23 protein-coding genes are annotated in these 19195 nt (G+C 47.1%); 22 read left to right on the forward strand and 1 reads right to left on the reverse strand.

Annotated elements, in window-relative coordinates; genetic code table 11:
- Positions 1-11 precede the first annotated feature (11 nt).
- The gene (locus AB1K91_RS14485; RefSeq protein ID WP_413090759.1) at positions 12-956 is read right to left on the reverse strand and encodes a DUF1385 domain-containing protein; all 945 of its coding nucleotides are present in this window, start codon (positions 954-956) and stop codon (positions 12-14) included.
- A gap of 119 nt (positions 957-1075) precedes the next feature.
- Here AB1K91_RS14485 and AB1K91_RS14490 point away from each other — a divergent pair, with 119 nt between their 5' ends.
- From AB1K91_RS14490 to AB1K91_RS14595, 22 genes are all read left to right on the forward strand, one after another.
- Positions 1076-1555: a YqhR family membrane protein gene (locus tag AB1K91_RS14490; RefSeq protein WP_413090761.1), complete on the forward strand. Its 480-nt coding sequence runs from the start codon at positions 1076-1078 to the stop codon at positions 1553-1555.
- Between the two features lie 84 nt (positions 1556-1639).
- Positions 1640-2068, forward strand: coding sequence for a type II 3-dehydroquinate dehydratase (gene aroQ / locus AB1K91_RS14495; protein WP_413090763.1), 429 nt, complete (start codon positions 1640-1642; stop codon positions 2066-2068).
- 18 nt (positions 2069-2086) lie between these two features.
- A complete protein-coding gene (locus tag AB1K91_RS14500; RefSeq protein WP_413090765.1) occupies positions 2087-3148 on the forward strand; it encodes a M24 family metallopeptidase in 1062 nt (353 codons plus the stop codon).
- Positions 3149-3174: 26 nt separating this feature from the next.
- Complete coding sequence (efp, locus tag AB1K91_RS14505; protein WP_093728493.1) at positions 3175-3732, forward strand: elongation factor P; 558 nt, start codon at positions 3175-3177, stop codon at positions 3730-3732.
- A 121-nt stretch (positions 3733-3853) separates the two neighbouring features.
- Positions 3854-4768, forward strand: a complete 915-nt coding sequence (gene spoIIIAA / locus AB1K91_RS14510) for a stage III sporulation protein AA (RefSeq protein ID WP_413090767.1) — start codon at positions 3854-3856, stop codon at positions 4766-4768.
- Positions 4765-5277: a stage III sporulation protein SpoIIIAB gene (gene spoIIIAB, locus AB1K91_RS14515; RefSeq protein ID WP_413090769.1), complete on the forward strand. Its 513-nt coding sequence runs from the start codon at positions 4765-4767 to the stop codon at positions 5275-5277. The genes spoIIIAA and spoIIIAB overlap by 4 nt, the downstream gene beginning before the upstream one ends.
- Positions 5278-5300: 23 nt before the next feature.
- Positions 5301-5507 (forward strand): stage III sporulation protein AC, encoded by a 207-nt coding sequence (gene spoIIIAC, locus AB1K91_RS14520; RefSeq protein ID WP_093728496.1) that lies wholly within the window; start codon positions 5301-5303, stop codon positions 5505-5507.
- Between the two features lie 10 nt (positions 5508-5517).
- The gene (gene spoIIIAD, locus AB1K91_RS14525; protein ID WP_093728497.1) at positions 5518-5910 is read left to right on the forward strand and encodes a stage III sporulation protein AD; all 393 of its coding nucleotides are present in this window, start codon (positions 5518-5520) and stop codon (positions 5908-5910) included.
- 13 nt (positions 5911-5923) lie between these two features.
- Entirely contained in the window at positions 5924-7099 is a 1176-nt protein-coding gene (gene spoIIIAE / locus AB1K91_RS14530; RefSeq protein WP_413090771.1) for a stage III sporulation protein AE, read from the forward strand.
- A gap of 11 nt (positions 7100-7110) precedes the next feature.
- On the forward strand, positions 7111-7731 hold the full coding sequence (gene spoIIIAF, locus AB1K91_RS14535) for a stage III sporulation protein AF (RefSeq protein ID WP_413090773.1): 621 nt from the start codon (positions 7111-7113) through the stop codon (positions 7729-7731).
- Positions 7728-8369, forward strand: a complete 642-nt coding sequence (gene spoIIIAG, locus AB1K91_RS14540; protein WP_413090775.1) for a stage III sporulation protein AG — start codon at positions 7728-7730, stop codon at positions 8367-8369. The genes spoIIIAF and spoIIIAG overlap by 4 nt, the downstream gene beginning before the upstream one ends.
- Positions 8370-8381: 12 nt before the next feature.
- The gene (locus AB1K91_RS14545) at positions 8382-8963 is read left to right on the forward strand and encodes a SpoIIIAH-like family protein (protein ID WP_413090777.1); all 582 of its coding nucleotides are present in this window, start codon (positions 8382-8384) and stop codon (positions 8961-8963) included.
- A 276-nt stretch (positions 8964-9239) separates the two neighbouring features.
- A complete protein-coding gene (locus tag AB1K91_RS14550) occupies positions 9240-10946 on the forward strand; it encodes an ABC transporter ATP-binding protein (RefSeq protein ID WP_413090779.1) in 1707 nt (568 codons plus the stop codon).
- Positions 10940-12766: an ABC transporter ATP-binding protein gene (locus AB1K91_RS14555; protein WP_413090909.1), complete on the forward strand. Its 1827-nt coding sequence runs from the start codon at positions 10940-10942 to the stop codon at positions 12764-12766. Before AB1K91_RS14550 ends, AB1K91_RS14555 begins: the two co-directional genes overlap by 7 nt.
- 109 nt (positions 12767-12875) lie before the next feature.
- A complete protein-coding gene (gene accB, locus AB1K91_RS14560) occupies positions 12876-13352 on the forward strand; it encodes an acetyl-CoA carboxylase biotin carboxyl carrier protein (protein ID WP_413090781.1) in 477 nt (158 codons plus the stop codon).
- Between the two features lie 14 nt (positions 13353-13366).
- The gene (accC, locus tag AB1K91_RS14565; RefSeq protein ID WP_413090783.1) at positions 13367-14716 is read left to right on the forward strand and encodes an acetyl-CoA carboxylase biotin carboxylase subunit; all 1350 of its coding nucleotides are present in this window, start codon (positions 13367-13369) and stop codon (positions 14714-14716) included.
- Between the two features lie 23 nt (positions 14717-14739).
- Positions 14740-15129 carry an Asp23/Gls24 family envelope stress response protein gene (locus AB1K91_RS14570; RefSeq protein WP_413090785.1) on the forward strand — a complete coding sequence of 130 codons (390 nt, stop codon included), beginning with the start codon at positions 14740-14742 and terminating at the stop codon, positions 15127-15129.
- Between the two features lie 122 nt (positions 15130-15251).
- Positions 15252-15635 (forward strand): transcription antitermination factor NusB, encoded by a 384-nt coding sequence (gene nusB / locus AB1K91_RS14575; RefSeq protein ID WP_413090787.1) that lies wholly within the window; start codon positions 15252-15254, stop codon positions 15633-15635.
- Between the two features lie 14 nt (positions 15636-15649).
- Complete coding sequence (folD, locus tag AB1K91_RS14580; protein ID WP_413090789.1) at positions 15650-16507, forward strand: bifunctional methylenetetrahydrofolate dehydrogenase/methenyltetrahydrofolate cyclohydrolase FolD; 858 nt, start codon at positions 15650-15652, stop codon at positions 16505-16507.
- 14 nt (positions 16508-16521) lie between these two features.
- Complete coding sequence (gene xseA / locus AB1K91_RS14585) at positions 16522-17868, forward strand: exodeoxyribonuclease VII large subunit (RefSeq protein ID WP_413090791.1); 1347 nt, start codon at positions 16522-16524, stop codon at positions 17866-17868.
- Complete coding sequence (locus AB1K91_RS14590) at positions 17861-18094, forward strand: exodeoxyribonuclease VII small subunit (RefSeq protein ID WP_374076537.1); 234 nt, start codon at positions 17861-17863, stop codon at positions 18092-18094. The genes xseA and AB1K91_RS14590 overlap by 8 nt, the downstream gene beginning before the upstream one ends.
- On the forward strand, positions 18095-18982 hold the full coding sequence (locus AB1K91_RS14595; protein WP_413090793.1) for a polyprenyl synthetase family protein: 888 nt from the start codon (positions 18095-18097) through the stop codon (positions 18980-18982).
- The last annotated feature ends 213 nt before the right edge of the window (positions 18983-19195 follow it).

A 19195-nucleotide genomic window follows, 5' to 3' on the forward strand; every position in this document is an offset into this window, starting at 1 on the left:
GCATGGTTTCGTTATCTTACTATCTTTATACCACTATTCACCTGTACAGAATCATTTTCCAGCACTTTTTTGAAAGAAGCGAGCGCAACTTCCACTTGGTCATCCTTTGGCTCTTTTGTCGTAATCAGCTGGAGCCACAAACCTGGATACCCGAGGAAGCGAAGGACAGGAATATTCCGAACCTTATTCGTGAGCTGGAGTACCTCGAACGATAGCCCGATGACAAGCGGCAGAAGCAGGATCCGGTTTACCATGCGCCACCATAGCGGGTCTGTTGCAACGAACATATATACAATCACACCTACTATGACAGTGAACAGCAAGAAGCTTGATCCGCATCGATAATGAAGACGAGATTGTTTTTGTACATTCTCAACGGTGAGCGGCAACCCATTCTCGTAACAGTTGATCACCTTATGTTCGGCGCCATGATATTGGAATACCCGTTTAATTATTGGTGTCAATGACACAAGATAAACGTATGCAAGAAGCAGAATCAGCTTCAGGAACCCTTCCAGTGCAACTTGTTCAAAGCGGGAAGGCAGCCATTTGTCGAAGAAATCAGCGACTAATGCAGGTGTAAGTGTGAAAATCAGTTTCCCGAAAATGAAAGAAAGAACACCGACTGCGCCGATTCCGATGATCATTGCCAATTTGGATTTCTTCTCTTCAGGTACAATCTCTTCATCGTCTTCGGGATTGACACCGTAACGCTCTGAAGAAAAATTCAAGTGCTTCGTGCCATTGGCGCTGGCCTGTATGATGGCTGCGAGCCCCCGCAATATAGGTATCTTTTTCAATTTGGATAGTTTCGGGTTATCTTTCCGCTCGACGGTTAAGTAATCAATGCTGTCGTCATTTCTGCGAACGGCAGTAACGAAGCTGTTTTTTCCCGCAAACATGACACCTTCAACGACGGCTTGCCCGCCATAGGTATTGGTTTGTTTATCTGACATAATTTCACCAGCCTCGTATCGATTTCCTTCTATTTTACTAAAAAAAGACAGAGAACACTAGATGGGAGCTATGATTAAAATTGCATATTCAAGGCATGCTACGTAATGAGGTGAGGAATATGCAGCAAAATCGGAAAACAGCATCACGTTTTAATAGAAGTGCCGTCTTGACCGGATTCGTCGGGGGCGTGCTCTGGTCAGCAATTGCCTGGTTAGCCTACTTTTTTCATTTCACCGATTTATCGGTGGCGGATTTCGTCCTGCGCTCATGGGTATGGATGCCATGGGCCGATACCTGGGTGGCCGAACTGATCAGTATAATCCTAGTCGGGCTTCTTTCGATTCTCATTGCTTTTCTTTATTTCTTATTTTTGAAGCAGCAGGAAGGAATTATGCCAAGCTTGATCTTCGGCGCGGTGCTTTGGGTCCTTGTCCAGCTTTTGCTCGCCCCGCTCATCCATGGTGTGGATAGTGCTTTTCAAGCAGATCGGAATGCAAATATTACGACAATGTGCCTGTATTTGCTTTATGCTGTATTTATCGGATACAGTATCAGCTTTGAATACCAGCAAAGTGAGGCTTACCAAGAGAAGGGTTAAGCATTTCGAATTTTCAATCACAAAATCTTCGTCTTATGTTACACTATGTGAAAGTTAAAATCTTGTAACCAAAGGATGAAGAAAGTGAATCGCTTAATGTTAATCAATGGACCAAATTTGAACTTACTCGGCACGAGGGAACCTGGCATTTATGGAAGTCACACGCTGTCTGATGTGGTGGCTGAAGTCAAGAAGGTGACAGATGGTTTTGGTTGTGAACTGGAAGATTTTCAGTCGAATCACGAAGGAGCGATGGTGGATAAGATCCAGGAAGCGGGTCGCACATGCAGTGGGATCATCCTGAATGCTGCTGCTTATACGCATACGAGCATTGCGATCAGGGATGCGATTGCCAGTATCCCGATACCGGTGGTGGAAGTACACATTTCCAATATCCATACCCGCGAGGAGTTCAGGCATCATTCGATGCTGGCATCCGTGTGCAAGGCGCAAATCGTCGGTCTGGGCATCAAAGGCTACCGATATGCAGCTATGGCACTGCTGGAGAAATAAGGGGAGAGGAAGAAACAGATGGAGAAACTCGAGAAATTACGTGCTTTGATGGAAAAAAAGAATCTGGATGCACTTATCGTGACAAGCGGGCAGAACCGCCGATACATATCAGGCTTTACCGGAAGTGCGGGACTGCTTGTCATCACAAAATCCAAACAGCTTTTCATTACAGATTTTCGCTATATCGAACAGGCAGCAGACCAAGCGCCTGATTTTGAAATCATTGAGCATAAGCAGTCCATCGTACAGGAAGCTTGTGCCCAACTGTTGAAAGAAGGTGCACAGCAGGTAGGATTTGAGCATGAAGATGTCACTTTCGCGCTGTATCAGCAGTTCCAGGACGCTATCAAAGCAGATCTCATCCCGGCTTCCGGATTGATCGAGGAATTGCGTCTGATCAAATCAGAGGCAGAGCTTCGCATCATGAAAACTGCTGCAGAAATTGCCGATGCAGCCTATACACATATACTGACTTTCGTTAAGCCAGGTATGAAGGAAATCGAGGTTTCCAATGAACTGGAGTTCTTCATGCGCAAACAAGGCGCAACACAGTCCAGCTTCGATACGATCGTCGCCTCCGGCTACCGTTCCGCTTTGCCGCATGGCGTGGCATCCGAAAAACAAATCCAAAAGGGCGAATTGGTCACACTTGATTACGGTGCCCTTTACAATGGATATTGCTCCGATATCACCCGAACTTTCGCAGTAGGTGAGATAAGTGACAAATTACGCGAGATTTATGATATAGTACTAGAGGCGAATCTTCGAGGAGTAGCGGGCGTGAAACCGGGTATCACTGGTAAGGAAGCCGATGCGCTCACACGAGACTATATCACCGAAAAAGGCTATGGCCAGTATTTCGGACATTCTACCGGTCATGGACTCGGTATGGATGTACACGAATCGCCAGCTCTATCCTTCCGCTCCGACACGGTATTAAAGCCAGGAATGGTTGTGACGGTAGAGCCGGGGATCTACATACCGGAAGTAGGCGGATGCCGCATCGAGGATGATCTTGTGCTGACAGCTGATGGCAGTGAGCGTCTGACGTTCTCCACTAAAGATTTAATTACTTTGTAACAGCCGTTTTTCGAAGGAGGAAAACAATGATTTCAGTTAACGATTTTCGTACGGGCCTTACAATCGAAGTAGATAATGGCCTATGGCAGGTAATTGATTTCCAGCACGTAAAACCTGGAAAAGGTGCGGCATTTGTCCGTTCCAAACTGCGTAACCTGCGCAATGGTAACATCCAGGAGAAAACATTCCGTGCAGGAGAAAAGGTTTCCCGTGCGCATATCGAACACAAAAAAATGCAGTATCTTTATTCTGCTGGTGATACGCATACTTTCATGGATAATGAGTCTTTCGAACAGCTGGAGCTTCAAACAGCACAGATCGAATATGAACTTAAATTCCTGAAAGAAAATATGGAAATCAGCGTGATGACATTTGGCGGCGAAACACTTGGTGTGGATCTGCCGAACAACGTGGAATTGAAAGTTGTAGAGACAGAACCTGGTATCAAAGGTGATACAGCAAGCGGTGGTACGAAGCCGGCTATCGTTGAAACAGGTTTGAGCGTACAAGTCCCATTCTTCATCAATGAAGGCGATGTACTGATCATCAGCACATCCGATGGCAAATACGTATCACGTGCGTAAGGCAGCTTAAAGAGCCTCTTCCCAACCTTGGGGAGAGGCTCTTTTTTGTGCATAAACAAGTCAGAGGCACATACATTACAGTATGGACAACATGTCCAATCGAAGCCAGAGGTGAACAACAATGAAGGAGATCCAAAACTTGTTTCGAACGCCTGTACAAGCAATGTTGTCGGAAAAAATCGGGGATCGATGGGAGAAGCTGCAGGAAATACGATGCCGGACGAATCAACAGCTTGAATTATGCTTCGATGATACGACCGAGTGGATTGAAACATCGTTCATAACGGCGGATGATGCACGTTTCATGCTGAATCAACTGAGTGATTTCTCTTTATATGCACTTGAAAATGAATTGCGGGAAGGGTATATCACGATTGCTGGAGGGCACCGTATCGGACTGAGCGGCCAAGTGAATACAGAAGGCGGTATGGTCAAAGCACTTAAGCATATATCATCTTTCAACATAAGAATCGCAAAGGCAAAACCGGGTGCAGCCAAACAAATTATGCCGTCTTTGTACAATTTCGATGGTTCCTGCCGTCATACACTTATCATAGGTCCGCCCAAGTCCGGGAAAACGACCATTCTGCGGGATATAGTCCGATGCCTTTCCACCGGCTGGCAGCAATATCCGGCGTTGAAGACAGCAGTCGTTGACGAACGGTCGGAAATTGGAGGCAGTATCAATGGTATTCCGCAGCATGACTTGGGAAGAAGAACAGATATCATGGACGCGTGTCCGAAAGCTGATGGATTGATGATGCTGATACGGTCGATGTCCCCAGATGTGATTGTGGCAGATGAAATCGGGAGCGGGCGGGACGTGCAAGCATTATTGGAAGCATTGCATGCAGGCGTGAAGATTGTATGCAGTGTCCATGGTGATAGCTTTGATTCCATCCGTCACAGACCATCGCTGCGTCCGCTGTTTCAACATAAAGTGTTCGAACGCATCGTAATTTTGAACAAAGGCAATTCACCTGGAGTGGTACAAGCCCTGCTTGATACATCCAGGCTGGCAGGTGCCAACGCATGAAGCTGATAGGAGCGATCCTTGTGCTGATTGCAGCGACTTGGGCAGGTTTTGATTTATCCCGAAGACTGCAGCAGCGTCCGAAACAAATTCGTCAGCTGATCAGCAGTCTGCAAGTGATGGAGGCAGAAATCCTATACAGTCAGACAAGCATCATCGAAACAAGCGATAACCTTGCCAAGCAAATCCCACAGCCTGCAGCTGGTTTTTTTCGGTCGCTTTCGGATAAGCTGCAGCTGCACCCGGCAGGACTGTATGACTGCTGGGAAGAGACAACCGAAAATTGGATAGGCAATACAGCTTTGAAACCTGCTGAGAAGGATATCTGGCTGCAATTCGGCCGTACGCTCGGCCAACATGATTTTGAGCAGCAGCAAAAACATATCCAGTTAGCCAGAACCCATTTGGAACGCGAGCTGGAGGAATCGGAAGAAGCAAACCAGCGATATGGAAAAATGATCCGCAACCTTGGCTTCCTGACGGGATTGCTGATCGTGCTGCTGCTTATCTGAACGGAGTAGGAAAGGAGTCCGCTATGCTCTCAGAAGCAATGATTCTATTTCAAATTGCAGGTATCGGGATGATCGTTGCCATCATTCATACAGTACTGAAGCAAATGGGGAAGGAAGAGATTGCGCAATTTACGACACTGATGGGATTCATCCTTGTACTGCTCATTGTCTTGGGCAAATTATCGGAGTTGTTCCAGCAGATCAAGTCGGTGTTTTTATTCCAGGGATGAGGCGATAAAGATGGATATCATCATAATCGTATCCATTGGTATTGTGGCAAGTTTGCTTGCCTTGATTGTAAAGGAACAGAATTCTTCCATCGCATTCTTTGTTGTCGTGGTGACGGGTATCATCATTTTCTTGTTCATCCTGCAGAAAATCGCTGGTATCCTCCTCTTGATCGAGCAGCTGGGTGAAAGGGCAAATGTAGAAGGACTTTATATCAAAACGATATTGAAAATCATCGGCATTGCTTACATCACGGAATTCGGGGCACATCTGACCCGGGATGCCGGCTTGTCGGCCATTGCCGCCAAGATAGAACTTGCCGGGAAAATCATCATCATTACGGTGGCCATCCCGATTCTGACAGCAGTCATCGAAACAATAATCAGTTTTATGCCGGGCGGATAAGGAGCTGGATACGTTGAAACGCTGCTTGGTCATTCTTTTCGCATTATGCATCTTACTTGTATATCCGTCAGCAGCCTTTGGAGAGACGAATCAGACAGTAGAGGAGGAAACAGCAGTCACAGCCTTTGAAAGCTTGCCGACAGAAGAGCTCAGTGGATACTGGGAGCTGCTGTCTGATAAATACGGTCAATATATCCCGGAACTGGAAAAAGGCTCACTACTTGAGTTTATCCAACAGCAAGGAGATATTTCCATTGAATCATGGCTGAAGGGACTTTTCGAATATTTGCTGTATGAACTGCTGCTCAACGGTAAGCTGCTTGGTATTTTAATTCTTCTAACGCTGTTCAGCAGTATCCTGCAAACGATCCAAACCGCTTTCAATAAAGGCTCCATCAGCAAAGTGGCTTATTTGATCGTCTGTATGGTCCTGCTGACACTTCTTTTGAATAGTTTCCGTTTATCGGTGAGCTATACAATGGAAGCCATCAATGGAATGAGTGATTTCATGCTCGCATTGATTCCGCTCTTGCTCGGGCTGATGGCATCATTCGGAAGTCTTTCGGCTGTCGCTTTTTTTCATCCGATCATCGTATTCCTCATCCATGCCAGCGGCTTATTGATCTCCAAAGTAATCATCCCATTATTCCTCATGAGTGCTCTCTTACATCTAGTCAGTACGATCAACAAAGAATATCCCGTCACCCAGCTCGCTGATTTACTGAAAAATGTCGCACTTTGGCTTTTGGGTATTTTCTTTTCTGTTTTTCTCGGCGTCATCTCGGTTCAAGGGGCTGTCACAGCCGTTCAAGATGGAGTGGCGATGAAAACCGCCAAATTCATCACCGGCAACTTCATACCGGTGATTGGCCGTATGTTCACCGATGCCACGGATACGGTATTGAGTGCTTCACTCCTTTTAAAGAACGCCATCGGAATTGTCGGGGTGCTGATCGTCTTGGCCATCGCCTTGTTCCCGGCAATCAAGATCCTTGCCATTGCGCTTATTTATAAGATAGCCGCCGCCCTGCTGCAGCCGCTGGGGGACGGACCGATCATTAAATCCATGCAAGTGATGAGTAAGTACATCCTGTATATCTTCGCTTGCTTGCTCGTTGTCGCATTCATGTTTTTCATCGCCATCGTCATCATTGTCGCTACGAGCAATGTCACATTAATGCTGAGATAGGAGCTGATCACTTGGAAACATTGCAATCCTGGGTGATGCAGATCATTTTGTTCATCCTCCTTGCTTTTGTTCTGGATATGGTGCTGCCGGACACTGACATGCGCAAATATGTCAAATTGGTCATGGGGCTGATGCTTTTGCTGTTATTCCTGAAACCGGTCTTTGCCTTATTCCAAGTCGACTCAAGCCGGGCAGTACAGGAAGCGATGGCAGGTTTTGCTGCTTTGACGGATGCCCCCTCCATGGAAAATTCGATAGAACAGAAGAAAAGTGAAATAGATTCGGTGCAGCGTGCATATATTGAGGAACAGATGGCTGTCCAATTAAAGGACCAAGCAAATCCAACGCTGCAAGAGAATTTTCATATGCAAATCACGGACATCGCAGTCGCCTTTAAGGAGGGAGAGGATGAGGAAACGGCCGAAGCAATCGAATCCATCCATGTAACGGTGCAGACGACCGAGCAGGACTTACCAGAAGGAGATATTCGCGACGTGGTCATCGACAGTTCCCGTCCGCTTGAAGCAACCGAACAAACTGAGGACTTGGAGAAAGTGAAATCCCATCTGGCTGACATCTGGGAGCTCGAGGATCTGCCGCTTGAGGTCACCCAAAAAGGGGGGACAGGATGAAAAAGTTACTAGACAAGCTTTCCGAACAATGGAAACTGAAAGATTCCCAGAATAAGAAACCGACGAAGCTTGGATATTTGGTCATCGTCGGATTGCTCGGTGCTTTGCTTTTGCTCATAAGCGGCTTATTCACAGAACAGGCAGAGCCGGGTGGACAAACACCTCAGCAAAAGCAGGATACTGTGACTGGGAAAACAGAAGAAACTTTTGCCAAAAAGGAAAGTGACACTTCTGCTTCATCAGCTGATCTGGAAGCGGCATATGAACAAGACTTAGTCGGGCTGCTGGAAAAGATCAAAGGCGTTTCAGAAGTGGAAGTGATGGTCAATCTCAACAGCACGCATCAGAAAATCTATGAAAAAAACTTGATCATCGGCCAGCAAACATCCGAAGAAACAGATCAAAACGGCGGTGAACGTGTCGTGGAAGACGAAAACGAGGAACAGCAGGTCGTGCTTGTCAGACAAGGTGACCAAGAAGTTCCGCTGCTGGTGGAAACGAGAAAGCCAGAAGTGAGGGGAGTGCTTATCGTTGCCAAAGGTGCCGATCAAGCAACTGTACGGGAATGGGTTGTGGAAGCAGTATCACGAGTGCTCGACGTACCGACACATCGAATTTCGGTCATGCCGAAAAATTGAGGGGGAATTGGGATGTTGAAAAAACAAACAGTGTGGCTATTGACGATGCTGAGCTTGCTGATCGTATTGAGTGTCTATTATATGACTTCTCCGAACGGGGATGAACTAGCTTTCATCAACGATAATGCAGATGAAAATGGGACAAGCACGACTGCTGGTGACTCGAAAGACTCAGGAGAGTCCGGTGACTCTGGTTCCGATGAAGAGGGGGAAGCAGACGTGACGACTGAACCAGCTGATGTTGATGAACTATTTGCCAGCATTCGGATGCAGACGATGGATCAGCGCAGCGAAGCAAAAACCAGACTTGAAGAGATTGTTGCAAGCTCATCAACGAGCACAGAAGAAAAAAATGAAGCAGTCAATCAAATTGAACTGATGGAACAATTCGCATCAAAGGAGTCCATCCTGGAAGAATCAATCATTGCAGAGAAAGGCTATGATGAAGTGCTCGTCCGGGCTGAAGAAGGACATGTGCAAATAACAGTGAAAACAGATAAAATGACAGCACAAGAAGCAAACAGCATCATGCAGATGGCTGCCGATGAATTTGCCGGTGCCAATGTCGATGTCAAATACATTCCGCAGAAATAAAGGATCAGAGGCTGGAACAAAAGTGCTTCAGCTAAATGAAAACCCGAACTATGACGTGAATCTTGAAACAAAGATGCGCGTAAGTTCGGGTTTTTTGTACTAGCGGAGTGTTCCGCTGAAGCGGTGCTCAGGAAGTAGTGTTCGAATTTAAGCACAGTTATTTCCCGAACTCTTTTTCTTTATGGAGGGGTGTTTAGTACGATTTTGTTTCAAGTGGTGGTATGCTAGGCTATGATTAGCAGCAGGCTATACATATGCAGGGAGAAGGCGCAAGCAGTGAAGACAGTATTCAGTTATCTTAAACCTTATTGGCTTATTATCGTCACTTCTTTGATTTTTATCCTGATGGAACTTTCCGTGGAACTGGTACAGCCATTCCTTTTACAAATGCTGATTGATGACGGGATCGCAACCGGCGATAATGGACTCGTGATGGGGCTTGGGCTGGGTATGGTGGCTATTGCGATAATCGGCTTCGGAGCTGGTATCATCAACATATTTTTTGCCGACCACTTGGGGCAGAGTGTCGGAAAAGAGCTGCGCGATCACATGTTTGAGCGGCTGCAGCAGGCAGAATTGCAGGATATCCAGCGTTTTGGCACGAGCACGCTTCTAACTCGGCTTACAAATGACGTCAACCAGATACAGCTGACACTTGTCATGTTCTTCCGGTTCATGATCAGAGCCCCTTTCCTGATCATCGGAGGAACAATCATGGCTTTCGTCGTCAACGCGAAAATAGCACTTATTTTGCTGGTTGTCATCCCGATTCTTTTGTTTGTCCTCCGCTTCATCATGAAGCGAAGCATCCGTTATTTCGGTATTGTGCAGCGGAGTGTGGACAAGGTGAATCATGTGATGCGGGAAAACCTTGTAGGACTGCGTTTGATCAGGATTTTCGTCAGGGAAGAGCACGAACGGAAGCGATTTGAAAATACGAGCAATGAACTGCGGCAAAATATGCTTCGGGCATTCCGATATACGGAGCTGTCGGTACCGCTGCTCACTTTGGTGATGAATATCGCCATTCTGGCCATTCTTTATGTTGGCGGGGTCCAGCAGCAAACGAATGTCGGGGATATAGTAGCAATCGTGAACTATGCCACCAGGATCACAGGGGCATTGAGTGTCGTTGGTATGCTGATAACTTTTTATGCCAGGGCTAAAGCGTCCGGTGAACGGATCAGCGATGTCCTCGCATTGGATGGTTTGGCGGATGAGGAACAGGGGACTTCTGGGATTTTTCGCGGTGGTATAGCCATGGATCATGTGACTTACCGATATCCTAATGGCAAGGTGCCGGTTATTGAAGATTTCACTCTTCAAATCAAACCTGGCGAACGGATCGCCGTACTGGGTGAAACAGGCTCCGGAAAATCGACTTTGTTACATCTCATGATTGGATTGTATGAACCGGATCACGGACAGGTGATGGCAGATGGCATACCGCTACCGGATTTGGATGATAAATCTTTCAGAAAACAAATCGGTTTCGTTTCCCAGGAGGTACAGTTGTTTTCCGGGACGATTCGGGAAAATATTTCTTGGGGAGTCCCTGATGCCACTGAGGAAGCCATTATCCGGGCTGCAAAGGATGCGCAGATTTACGATACGATTGCCAAGCTGCCAGACAAGTTTGATACAAGACTAGGCCAGAATGGGATCAACCTCTCCGGAGGACAGAAGCAGCGACTGACAATCGCAAGAGCTTTGCTGATGGAACCCTCGTTATTGCTGATGGATGATAGCACGAGTGCACTGGATTTGCAGACAGAACGCAAACTATTGGATGCTCTCAAGAAATATGAGTGTACGACAGTGCTGGTGACACAAAAGCTTAGCACAGCCATGCAATGCAATCGGATCCTGATTGTGGAAGATGGAAAACGAACAGCGTATGGTACAGCGGAAGAACTCTTGGAACAATCAATGTTATTCCGTGCAATCCAAGCTTCGCAGCAGCAAAGGGAGGCTACATCATGAAAAAGCTATCCGCAGCATTCCGTTACAAACGGCCGGTATATTCGACCGGTTCCCGCAAACAAAAAGCTAAAGTTGATAATCCAACAGAGACACTTCTAAGAATCTGGCGTTATATGCTTCTGGAAAAAAGGCTGCTTTTCAGCACACTTGGTATGATAGTTGTCAGTTCTGTACTGGCGTTGATCGGTCCTGTCATTCTTGGTCATATCGTTGACCGTTTTGTCAGTGGGGATTTTACGGCAGGATATTTGCTAAGGCAGCTGGGCTGGCTGCTGCTCATTTATACAGCTGTTGCCGTGATGACATTTTTGCAGGGGTTTTGGATGATCACGATTTCCCAGACAGCAGTGTACGCTATCAGGAAGGATCTGTTCATGCATCTGCAAAAATTGAAGCTTGCCTTCTTCGATAAACGGCAGCATGGGGAACTGATGAGTCGGATGACCAATGATGTCGATAATATTTCGACGACGCTGAACACGTCCATGGTCCAGATCGTCTCCAGTATCATCACATTCATCGGCATACTGGCAGTCATGCTGATGCTGAGTCCGATACTGACGGTCATTACGCTGCTTGTGGTGCCGGTCATGTTCACCGGGATCAAATGGATCACCAACCGTACTCGTCACGCCTTCCGGATACAGCAGCAAGCTGTCAGCAGCGTAAACGGTTTTGCAGAGGAGAGCATTTCCGGTCAAGCTGTCATTAAAGCCTATGCCCAGGAAAGCAAAGTGGTCGATACGTTCCGTGACAAGACAAAACAGCTGCAGCAAGCTGGGTTTTGGGCTCAAACATTCTCCGGATTCATTCCGAAGTGGATGAATATGCTGAATAACATCAGCTTTGCTGTCATTGCCGGTGTCGGTGCGCTTTTGATTGGATATGGCTGGGCTGGTATTACAGTCGGAACGATCGTTATCTTCCTGGAGTACTCGAGGCAGTTCACACGTCCGCTTAACGATTTGGCAAACCAATTCAATTCATTGTTCTCGGCACTTGCCGGGGCAGAAAGAGTTTTTGGAATCCTTGATGAGCAGGAAGAACACGAAAAGATGGCGAAACAAACAGTATCACAACTTCAAGGAGAGATTCACTTTGATAATGTGACATTTGCTTATGAGGAAGAACCTGCTTTGAAGGACATCAGCTTCTCTGTCCCATCAGGACAAACAGCGGCTTTTGTCGGTCCTACCGGTTCCGGTAAAACAACGGTCATGAATCTGATTGCTGGATTCTATCAGCCAGATGACGGTCAGATCACGATAGATGGAAAGCCGCTTTCCGAGCTCGATTCAGACAGCTACCGAAATCGGATCGGGGTTGTCTTACAGCAGGATTTCCTGTTCAGGGGAACAATTATGGAAAATATCCGTTATGGCAGATTGGATGCCACGGATCAACAAGTATTCGAGGCTGCCAAAGCGGCCAATGCCCATCGGTTCATCACCCGGCTGCCGGACGGATACGGGACTTTGATCGGTCAGGATGGCGGTGGACTCAGCCACGGCCAGCGTCAGCTGCTTTCAATCGCCAAAGCGCTGCTGCGGGATCCGGACATCCTCTTGCTGGATGAAGCTACTTCCAGTATCGATACGATAACGGAACATAGGATACAGCAAGCGATGCAGGCATTGATGAGGGGACGCACGAGTATCGTAGTGGCGCATCGCCTCAATACAATCGAGCAGGCTGATAAAATTTTTGTGCTGCAGGATGGTGAAATAATGGAACAGGGAAACCATCTAGAACTCATGAGGAAAAAAGGCTTTTATGCAGCACTTCAAAACGAGAAAAAACAGCATGCTTCCTCTAGTTGATGCCTTGCTGAATCGTTAGGTGTTGCGATTTTTATTGCATTTGCGTAAAATATGTTAGGGATAACCATGTATGAATCATCATGCAGGACCATTGTAAAGGAGTGCCAATATGCTTAAATTAGAAGAATTGAAAGAACTTATTACCTTAATTGACCAATCTTCGATAGATGAATTCGATTATGAAACAGAAGGGGAAAAAGTCTCCCTTCGCAAAAAGAATGAGATTGTACAAGTGGCAGCTGCCCCAGCACCTATCCAGCCGGCAGCAAGCGCTCCGCAAGCCCCAGCAGCTGCAGCACAGCCGGAACCGGCAGCACAAGCTCCAGAAGCTACTGCAAAGAATTACGATCATGAAATCACTTCACTTATGGTCGGAACGTTCTATAGCAAACCGAATCCAGATTCCGATGTATTCGTCAAAGTAGGCGATCGAGTAGAAAAAGACACGGTCGTTTGCATCGTGGAAGCGATGAAATTATTCAATGAAATCACTGCGGATGTATCTGGTGAAATCGTCGAAGTGCTTGTGGAAAACGGAGAGCTTGTTGAATATGGACAACCTCTGTTCAGAGTGAAAGCTAACTAAGGGGTTGACTCGTTGTGATTAAGAAATTATTGATTGCCAATCGAGGAGAGATTGCTGTCCGGATCATCCGTGCCTGCAAGGAAATGGGCATTGAGACAGTGGCTATCTACTCGGAAGCAGATAAAGAAGCATTGCATGTGCAGCTGGCGGATGAAGCATATTGTGTCGGTCCGGCAGCAAGTAAAGAAAGTTACTTGAATTTTTCCAATATCATCAGTGTGGCAACATTGACTGGTGTCGATGCCATCCATCCCGGTTATGGATTCCTGGCAGAGAATCCCGATTTTGCAGAGCTATGTGCCGAATGCAACATCACGTTCGTCGGTCCTAGCGCTTATGCCATCAATAAAATGGGAACAAAGGATGTTGCGCGCGAAACGATGCGGGAAGCTGGTGTTCCAGTCGTACCAGGATCAAATGGTATCGTTGCAGATGCAGAAGAAGGCAAGCAAGTTGCCCAGGAGATTGGATATCCGGTCATCATCAAAGCAACAGCCGGCGGCGGTGGTAAAGGTATTCGCGTTGCCCGCACGGAAGAAGAGCTTGTAAATGGTATCAGTGTCACGCAGCAGGAAGCGGCTACCGCTTTCGGAAACCCTGGCGTCTACTTGGAGAAATACATAGAAGATTTCCGCCATGTGGAGATTCAGGTGCTTGCTGATAACCATGGTAATGCCATTCATCTTGGTGAACGTGATTGTACGGTACAGCGTCGTATGCAGAAGCTGATCGAGGAATCTCCTTCACCTGCTGTTACACCGGAGATCCGCGAAAAAATGGGAGAAGCGGCTGTGAAAGCGGCGCTTGCAGTTGATTATTCCGGTGCAGGTACGATCGAATTCATCTTTGACCGGAAAGATCACACTTTCTATTTCATGGAGATGAATACGCGTATCCAGGTGGAACATCCGGTAACAGAGCTTGTGACCGGCGTGGATTTGATCAAGGAACAGATTCATATCGCCAACAACGAAGCCTTGCGTTATGCACAAGAGGACATCACTTTCGAGGGCTGGGCGATTGAGTGCCGGATCAACGCAGAGAATCCGTTCAAAAACTTCATGCCTTCACCAGGTAAAATCGATCTTTACCTTGCTCCCGGCGGTTACGGTGTCCGTGTTGACGGAGCGGCTTATCCGGGGTATAGCATCCCGCCATTCTATGACAGCATGGTTGCGAAGCTGATTGCATATGGTAAAACACGCGAGGAAGCTGTTGCCCGGATGAAACGGGCATTGGGTGAATTCGTCATTGAAGGAGTCCATACGACAATTCCATTCCATGCTCGAATGATGGAGCATCCGGTATTTGTGGAAGGGGATTTCAATACGAACTTCCTTGAGAACTACACAATCATGGAATAAAAAACCTAAAGGATGTGAGATCTTTGCAAGAGCAATCTTTCGTATCGATCGGTCATAAAGGCGAGCTCGGCAATGTCATGCTGTCACCTGCTGTCATCGAGGTGATTGCCGGTATTGCAGCGAGTGAAGTGAAAGGTGTCATGTCGATGCGCGGCGGGTTTGCTACTGGTGTCGCAGAGAAGCTTGGCAAGAAAGCACATGGGAAAGGTATCAAAGTCGAACTTACGGAGCAAGGAGTCGCCATTGACGTCTATGTGACTGTAAGAGCCGACTGCAGGATGCCCGACGTGGCCAAAGACATCCAGCAGCACATCCGACAGGCTTTGCAGACAATGACGGCTCTTGCGACGAAAGAGATCAATGTCCATATTGTAGGTATACAACTCGATCAAAAAGCGGACACTGTCGAATAGACTGTATGCGCTGGAAAAGACCTTGGCTGGTTCGCCCCGAGGTCTTTTCTTTTGTTCAATGATAGATTTAAGCCTATATATCATGTTATGATTTGGTGAGATGAGTTAAAAGGAGATAGAATATGAAACGACGTACGGCACGGGAAACTGCCTTCCAAGTCCTCTTTCAGATGGACATGAACGATATTCAGCCACAAGAGGCTGTGGAAAATGTATTAGGAGAGCCCCTTGAGAATGCTTTTTTAGCTAGCCTGATCAACGGAGTATTGGAGCATAAAGACGCAATCGATGCAAAAATTGCCGATCATTTGGAGAATTGGTCATTCGATCGACTTGCAAGCGTGGAGAAGACGGCATTGCGTATTGCTGTATATGAGCTGCTTCATCACACGGATGTACCGCAAGGTGTCGTCATCAATGAAGCGATTGAGATATCCAATTTGTTCGGTGATGAAAAATCCGGGAAATTTGTCAACGGCGTACTATCAAGAATAATCAAAAACTAAGGGAGCGGATGAGCATGACAGCAGAATTGATCTATGGTAAAGAACTCGCGGCAACGATTCGGAAAGAACTGAAACAAGAAGCAGCAGCACTGAAAGAACAAGATATTCTGCCTCATCTGACGGTTGTTTTGGTCGGAGACGATCCTGCCTCCAGATCGTATGTAAAAGGAAAAGAGAAGGCATCTGCAGAAATCGGTATCAGCTCAGAGCTGATCGAGTTGCCAAGCTCGACGACGCAGACCGAATTACTGGATCTTATTCAGCGTTTGAACCTGGATAAGGATGTGAACGGTATCCTGGTCCAATTACCTCTTCCAGCTCATATCGATGAACAAGCCGTCATCGACAGCATCGATCCCGAAAAGGACGTTGATGGTTTTCATCCTGCCAATGTAGGGAAAATGATGCTCGGAGAAGATACATATTATCCGTGTACACCTTATGGAATCATTCAGATGCTGAAGTCGAAGAATGTCGAAATTGCCGGCAAGACAGCTGTCATCGTCGGGCGAAGCAATATTGTCGGTAAGCCTATCGGTCAGCTTTTACTTAACGAGCATGCGACTGTCATCCATACGCATTCCCGCACTCCGGATCTTAGAAGCTTCACTACGCAAGCTGATATCCTGGTTGTAGCTGTCGGCCGCGAGCATATGATCAAGGCTGATGATATAAAGGAAGGCGCCATTGTCATTGATGTCGGTGTCAATCGGAATGCAGAAGGCAAGCTGACTGGTGATGTCGACTTCGAACATGCAAAAGAAGTTGCTTCGATCATTACCCCAGTGCCCGGCGGCGTGGGACCGATGACGATCACGATGCTGATGCTCAATACGATCAAAGCAGCAAGGCGCCAGGCAGCAGCTGTATAAGGAGTTTGGTTAGCATGAGCGAGGACCGTTATTTGACCGTTACTGCCCTGACCCGATACATGAAGCGAAAGCTCGAAACGGACAAGCATTTAAAGGATATCTGGCTTAGGGCGGAGATATCCAACTTCAAGCATCACAGCCGCGGTCATATGTACATGACATTGAAGGATGACGGGGCAAGGATTCAGTCCGTCATGTTTGCTGGCCAAAATAAAGGTCTTAAGTTTGTCCCCGAGAACGGTATGACAGTCCTTATTCGCGGTGAGATTGGCTTGTATGAGCCACAGGGGCAATATCAGCTTTACATTCAGCATATGGAGCCGGATGGTGTGGGGGCGCTTTATCAAGCCTATGAACAGCTGAAAGAGAAGCTGGAAAAAGAAGGATTGTTTTCGGCTGAACATAAAAAAACGCTTCCCGCTTACCCTGAGCATATCGGCGTCATCACATCCCCGACAGGAGCTGCTGTTCGGGATATCTTGACGACGATCAAGCGGCGCTATCCGATTGTCAAAGTGACGGTACTGCCTGTTTCTGTGCAAGGTGAACGCTCTGCTCCGTCACTCGTTCATGCTCTTTCTTATGCGGAAGAGCATGATTTCGATGTACTGATCATCGGACGGGGCGGAGGTTCGATCGAGGAGCTTTGGAGTTTTAACGAAGAAATCGTCGCGCGGGCGATTCACCGGGTAAGCATACCGATCATCTCGGCTGTTGGTCACGAAACAGACTTCACGATCAGTGATTTTGTTGCCGATGTCAGGGCGGCTACCCCGACAGGTGCGGCCGAATTGGCTGTTCCGGCCCGTGAAGAGCTGCAGCACCGTTTAGCGCAGCTGACAAACAGGATGCAATACGTTGTCAGTCAGTCGTATCGACAGGAAGCGAACAGATTGGCTAAGCTGCGGGGTTCATATGCCTTCCGCTATCCTGAACAGCTTTTAAGACAGAAGGAAATAGAGCTGGACAAGCTTTCCGATCGACTGACCAGGGCAGGAACGACTGCTGTTTCGACAAGGAGACAGCATTTTGCGACCGTGATAAACCGTCTTGCACTCGTACATCCGGGCAAGCAGGCCCAAAACTACGGCCAGCAGCTGGCTGTCTTGCAAAACAGGCTGCAGCAGGCAATGGTAAAAAGACATGAAAGAGAGCAGCAGAAATTCCTTCATCAACTCAATAAGCTCTCTCTGTTGAATCCATTGGAGACGATGAAACGAGGATATAGTATCTCGTATAAACAGGAAACCCTTTTGAAGAGCATAAATCAGGTTACTGAAGGCGACGATGTGCAAATCCATCTTGCAGATGGCACGATAGATTGTATCGTCAAGGAAGTGAAGGAGGATACGAATGGCTGAAGAGAAAAAGCAAAGCTTTGAGGAAGCGATGCAGCAGCTGGAGGAGATTGTGAGCAAGCTTGAGCAAGGTGATGTACCGCTTGAACAGGCAATCGGTTATTACCAGGAAGGTATGAAGCTCTCCAAGATTTGTGGCGATAAACTCGAACAAGTCGAAAAGCAAATGGTGGAAATCGTGAATAATGCCGGCGAAACCGAGCCATTCACCGTACGGGAGGAAGAATGAGTGAGTGAATCGTTGCAGGATTATTTGAAGACAGGGCAGCACCGCTTGAACGAGTATATCATGGAATTGCTCGAAAAGGATAAGATGCTTCCCGATACATTAGCGGAATCCGTTATGTACAGCATGCGGGCAGGAGGAAAGCGTCTCCGCCCGATTCTGATGCTGGCAGCATTCGAATCTTTCGGCGGACAAGGTGATAAAGTCCTGCCAGTGGCGGCTGCACTTGAAATGGTACATACATACTCCTTGATTCACGATGATTTGCCGGCAATGGACGATGATGATTTCCGCCGCGGACAGCTGACGAATCACAAGAAGTTCGGAGAGGCTACAGCCATTCTGGCAGGTGATGCGCTCCTGACAAGAAGCTTCTCTGTCATCGGGCAAGCGAGCGCGATACGGCCGGATGAAAAGGTATATCTTATGTCCTATCTGTCGGAAGCAGCTGGTGCAACCGGCATGATCGCCGGTCAAGCTCTTGATATGGAAGCGGAAGACAAAGAAAGCACGTTGTATGAATTAGAGCAAATACATAATCTGAAAACGGGCAAGTTATTAACATATGCAATCGTTGCCGGTGCCTTTTTAGCAGGAGCCAAACTAGAAAAACTGGAACTGATGAAGCGGTTCGGAACATATATCGGCCTAATCTTCCAAATACAGGATGATATTTTGGACGTGACTGGTGACGAATCTGTACTTGGCAAACCGGTTGGCAGTGATGAGGTAAACAAGAAAAGTACGTATCCGAAACTGCTTGGTTTAAACGGAGCAAAAGCACAAATGGAGAAATACGTCAATCTTGCCCACCAATGCCTGGAACAAGCAAATATCAAGTCTTCCAGACTGCATGAACTGACTGTCTATCTGAGCACAAGGACAAGCTGACTGTTATTGATTGTAAGCTTGAGGCCAACTGTGATATATTGCTACTAGGAATATAGGACAGAACTGATACGTACGAACATAGAAAACGCCGTTATCACATATGTGCTAGCGGCTATTTTTAAATAGGCTCCTGCACGGCCGAAAGTGCAGAAATTGTCTGAAATTGATGTAGGTGAGATAAAACAGGGTATATGCCTACAGGAATGATTTCTT

Origin of the sequence: Terribacillus jepli, from assembly GCF_047228925.1 — a bacterium.
Classification (GTDB): Bacteria; Bacillota; Bacilli; order Bacillales; family Amphibacillaceae; genus Terribacillus.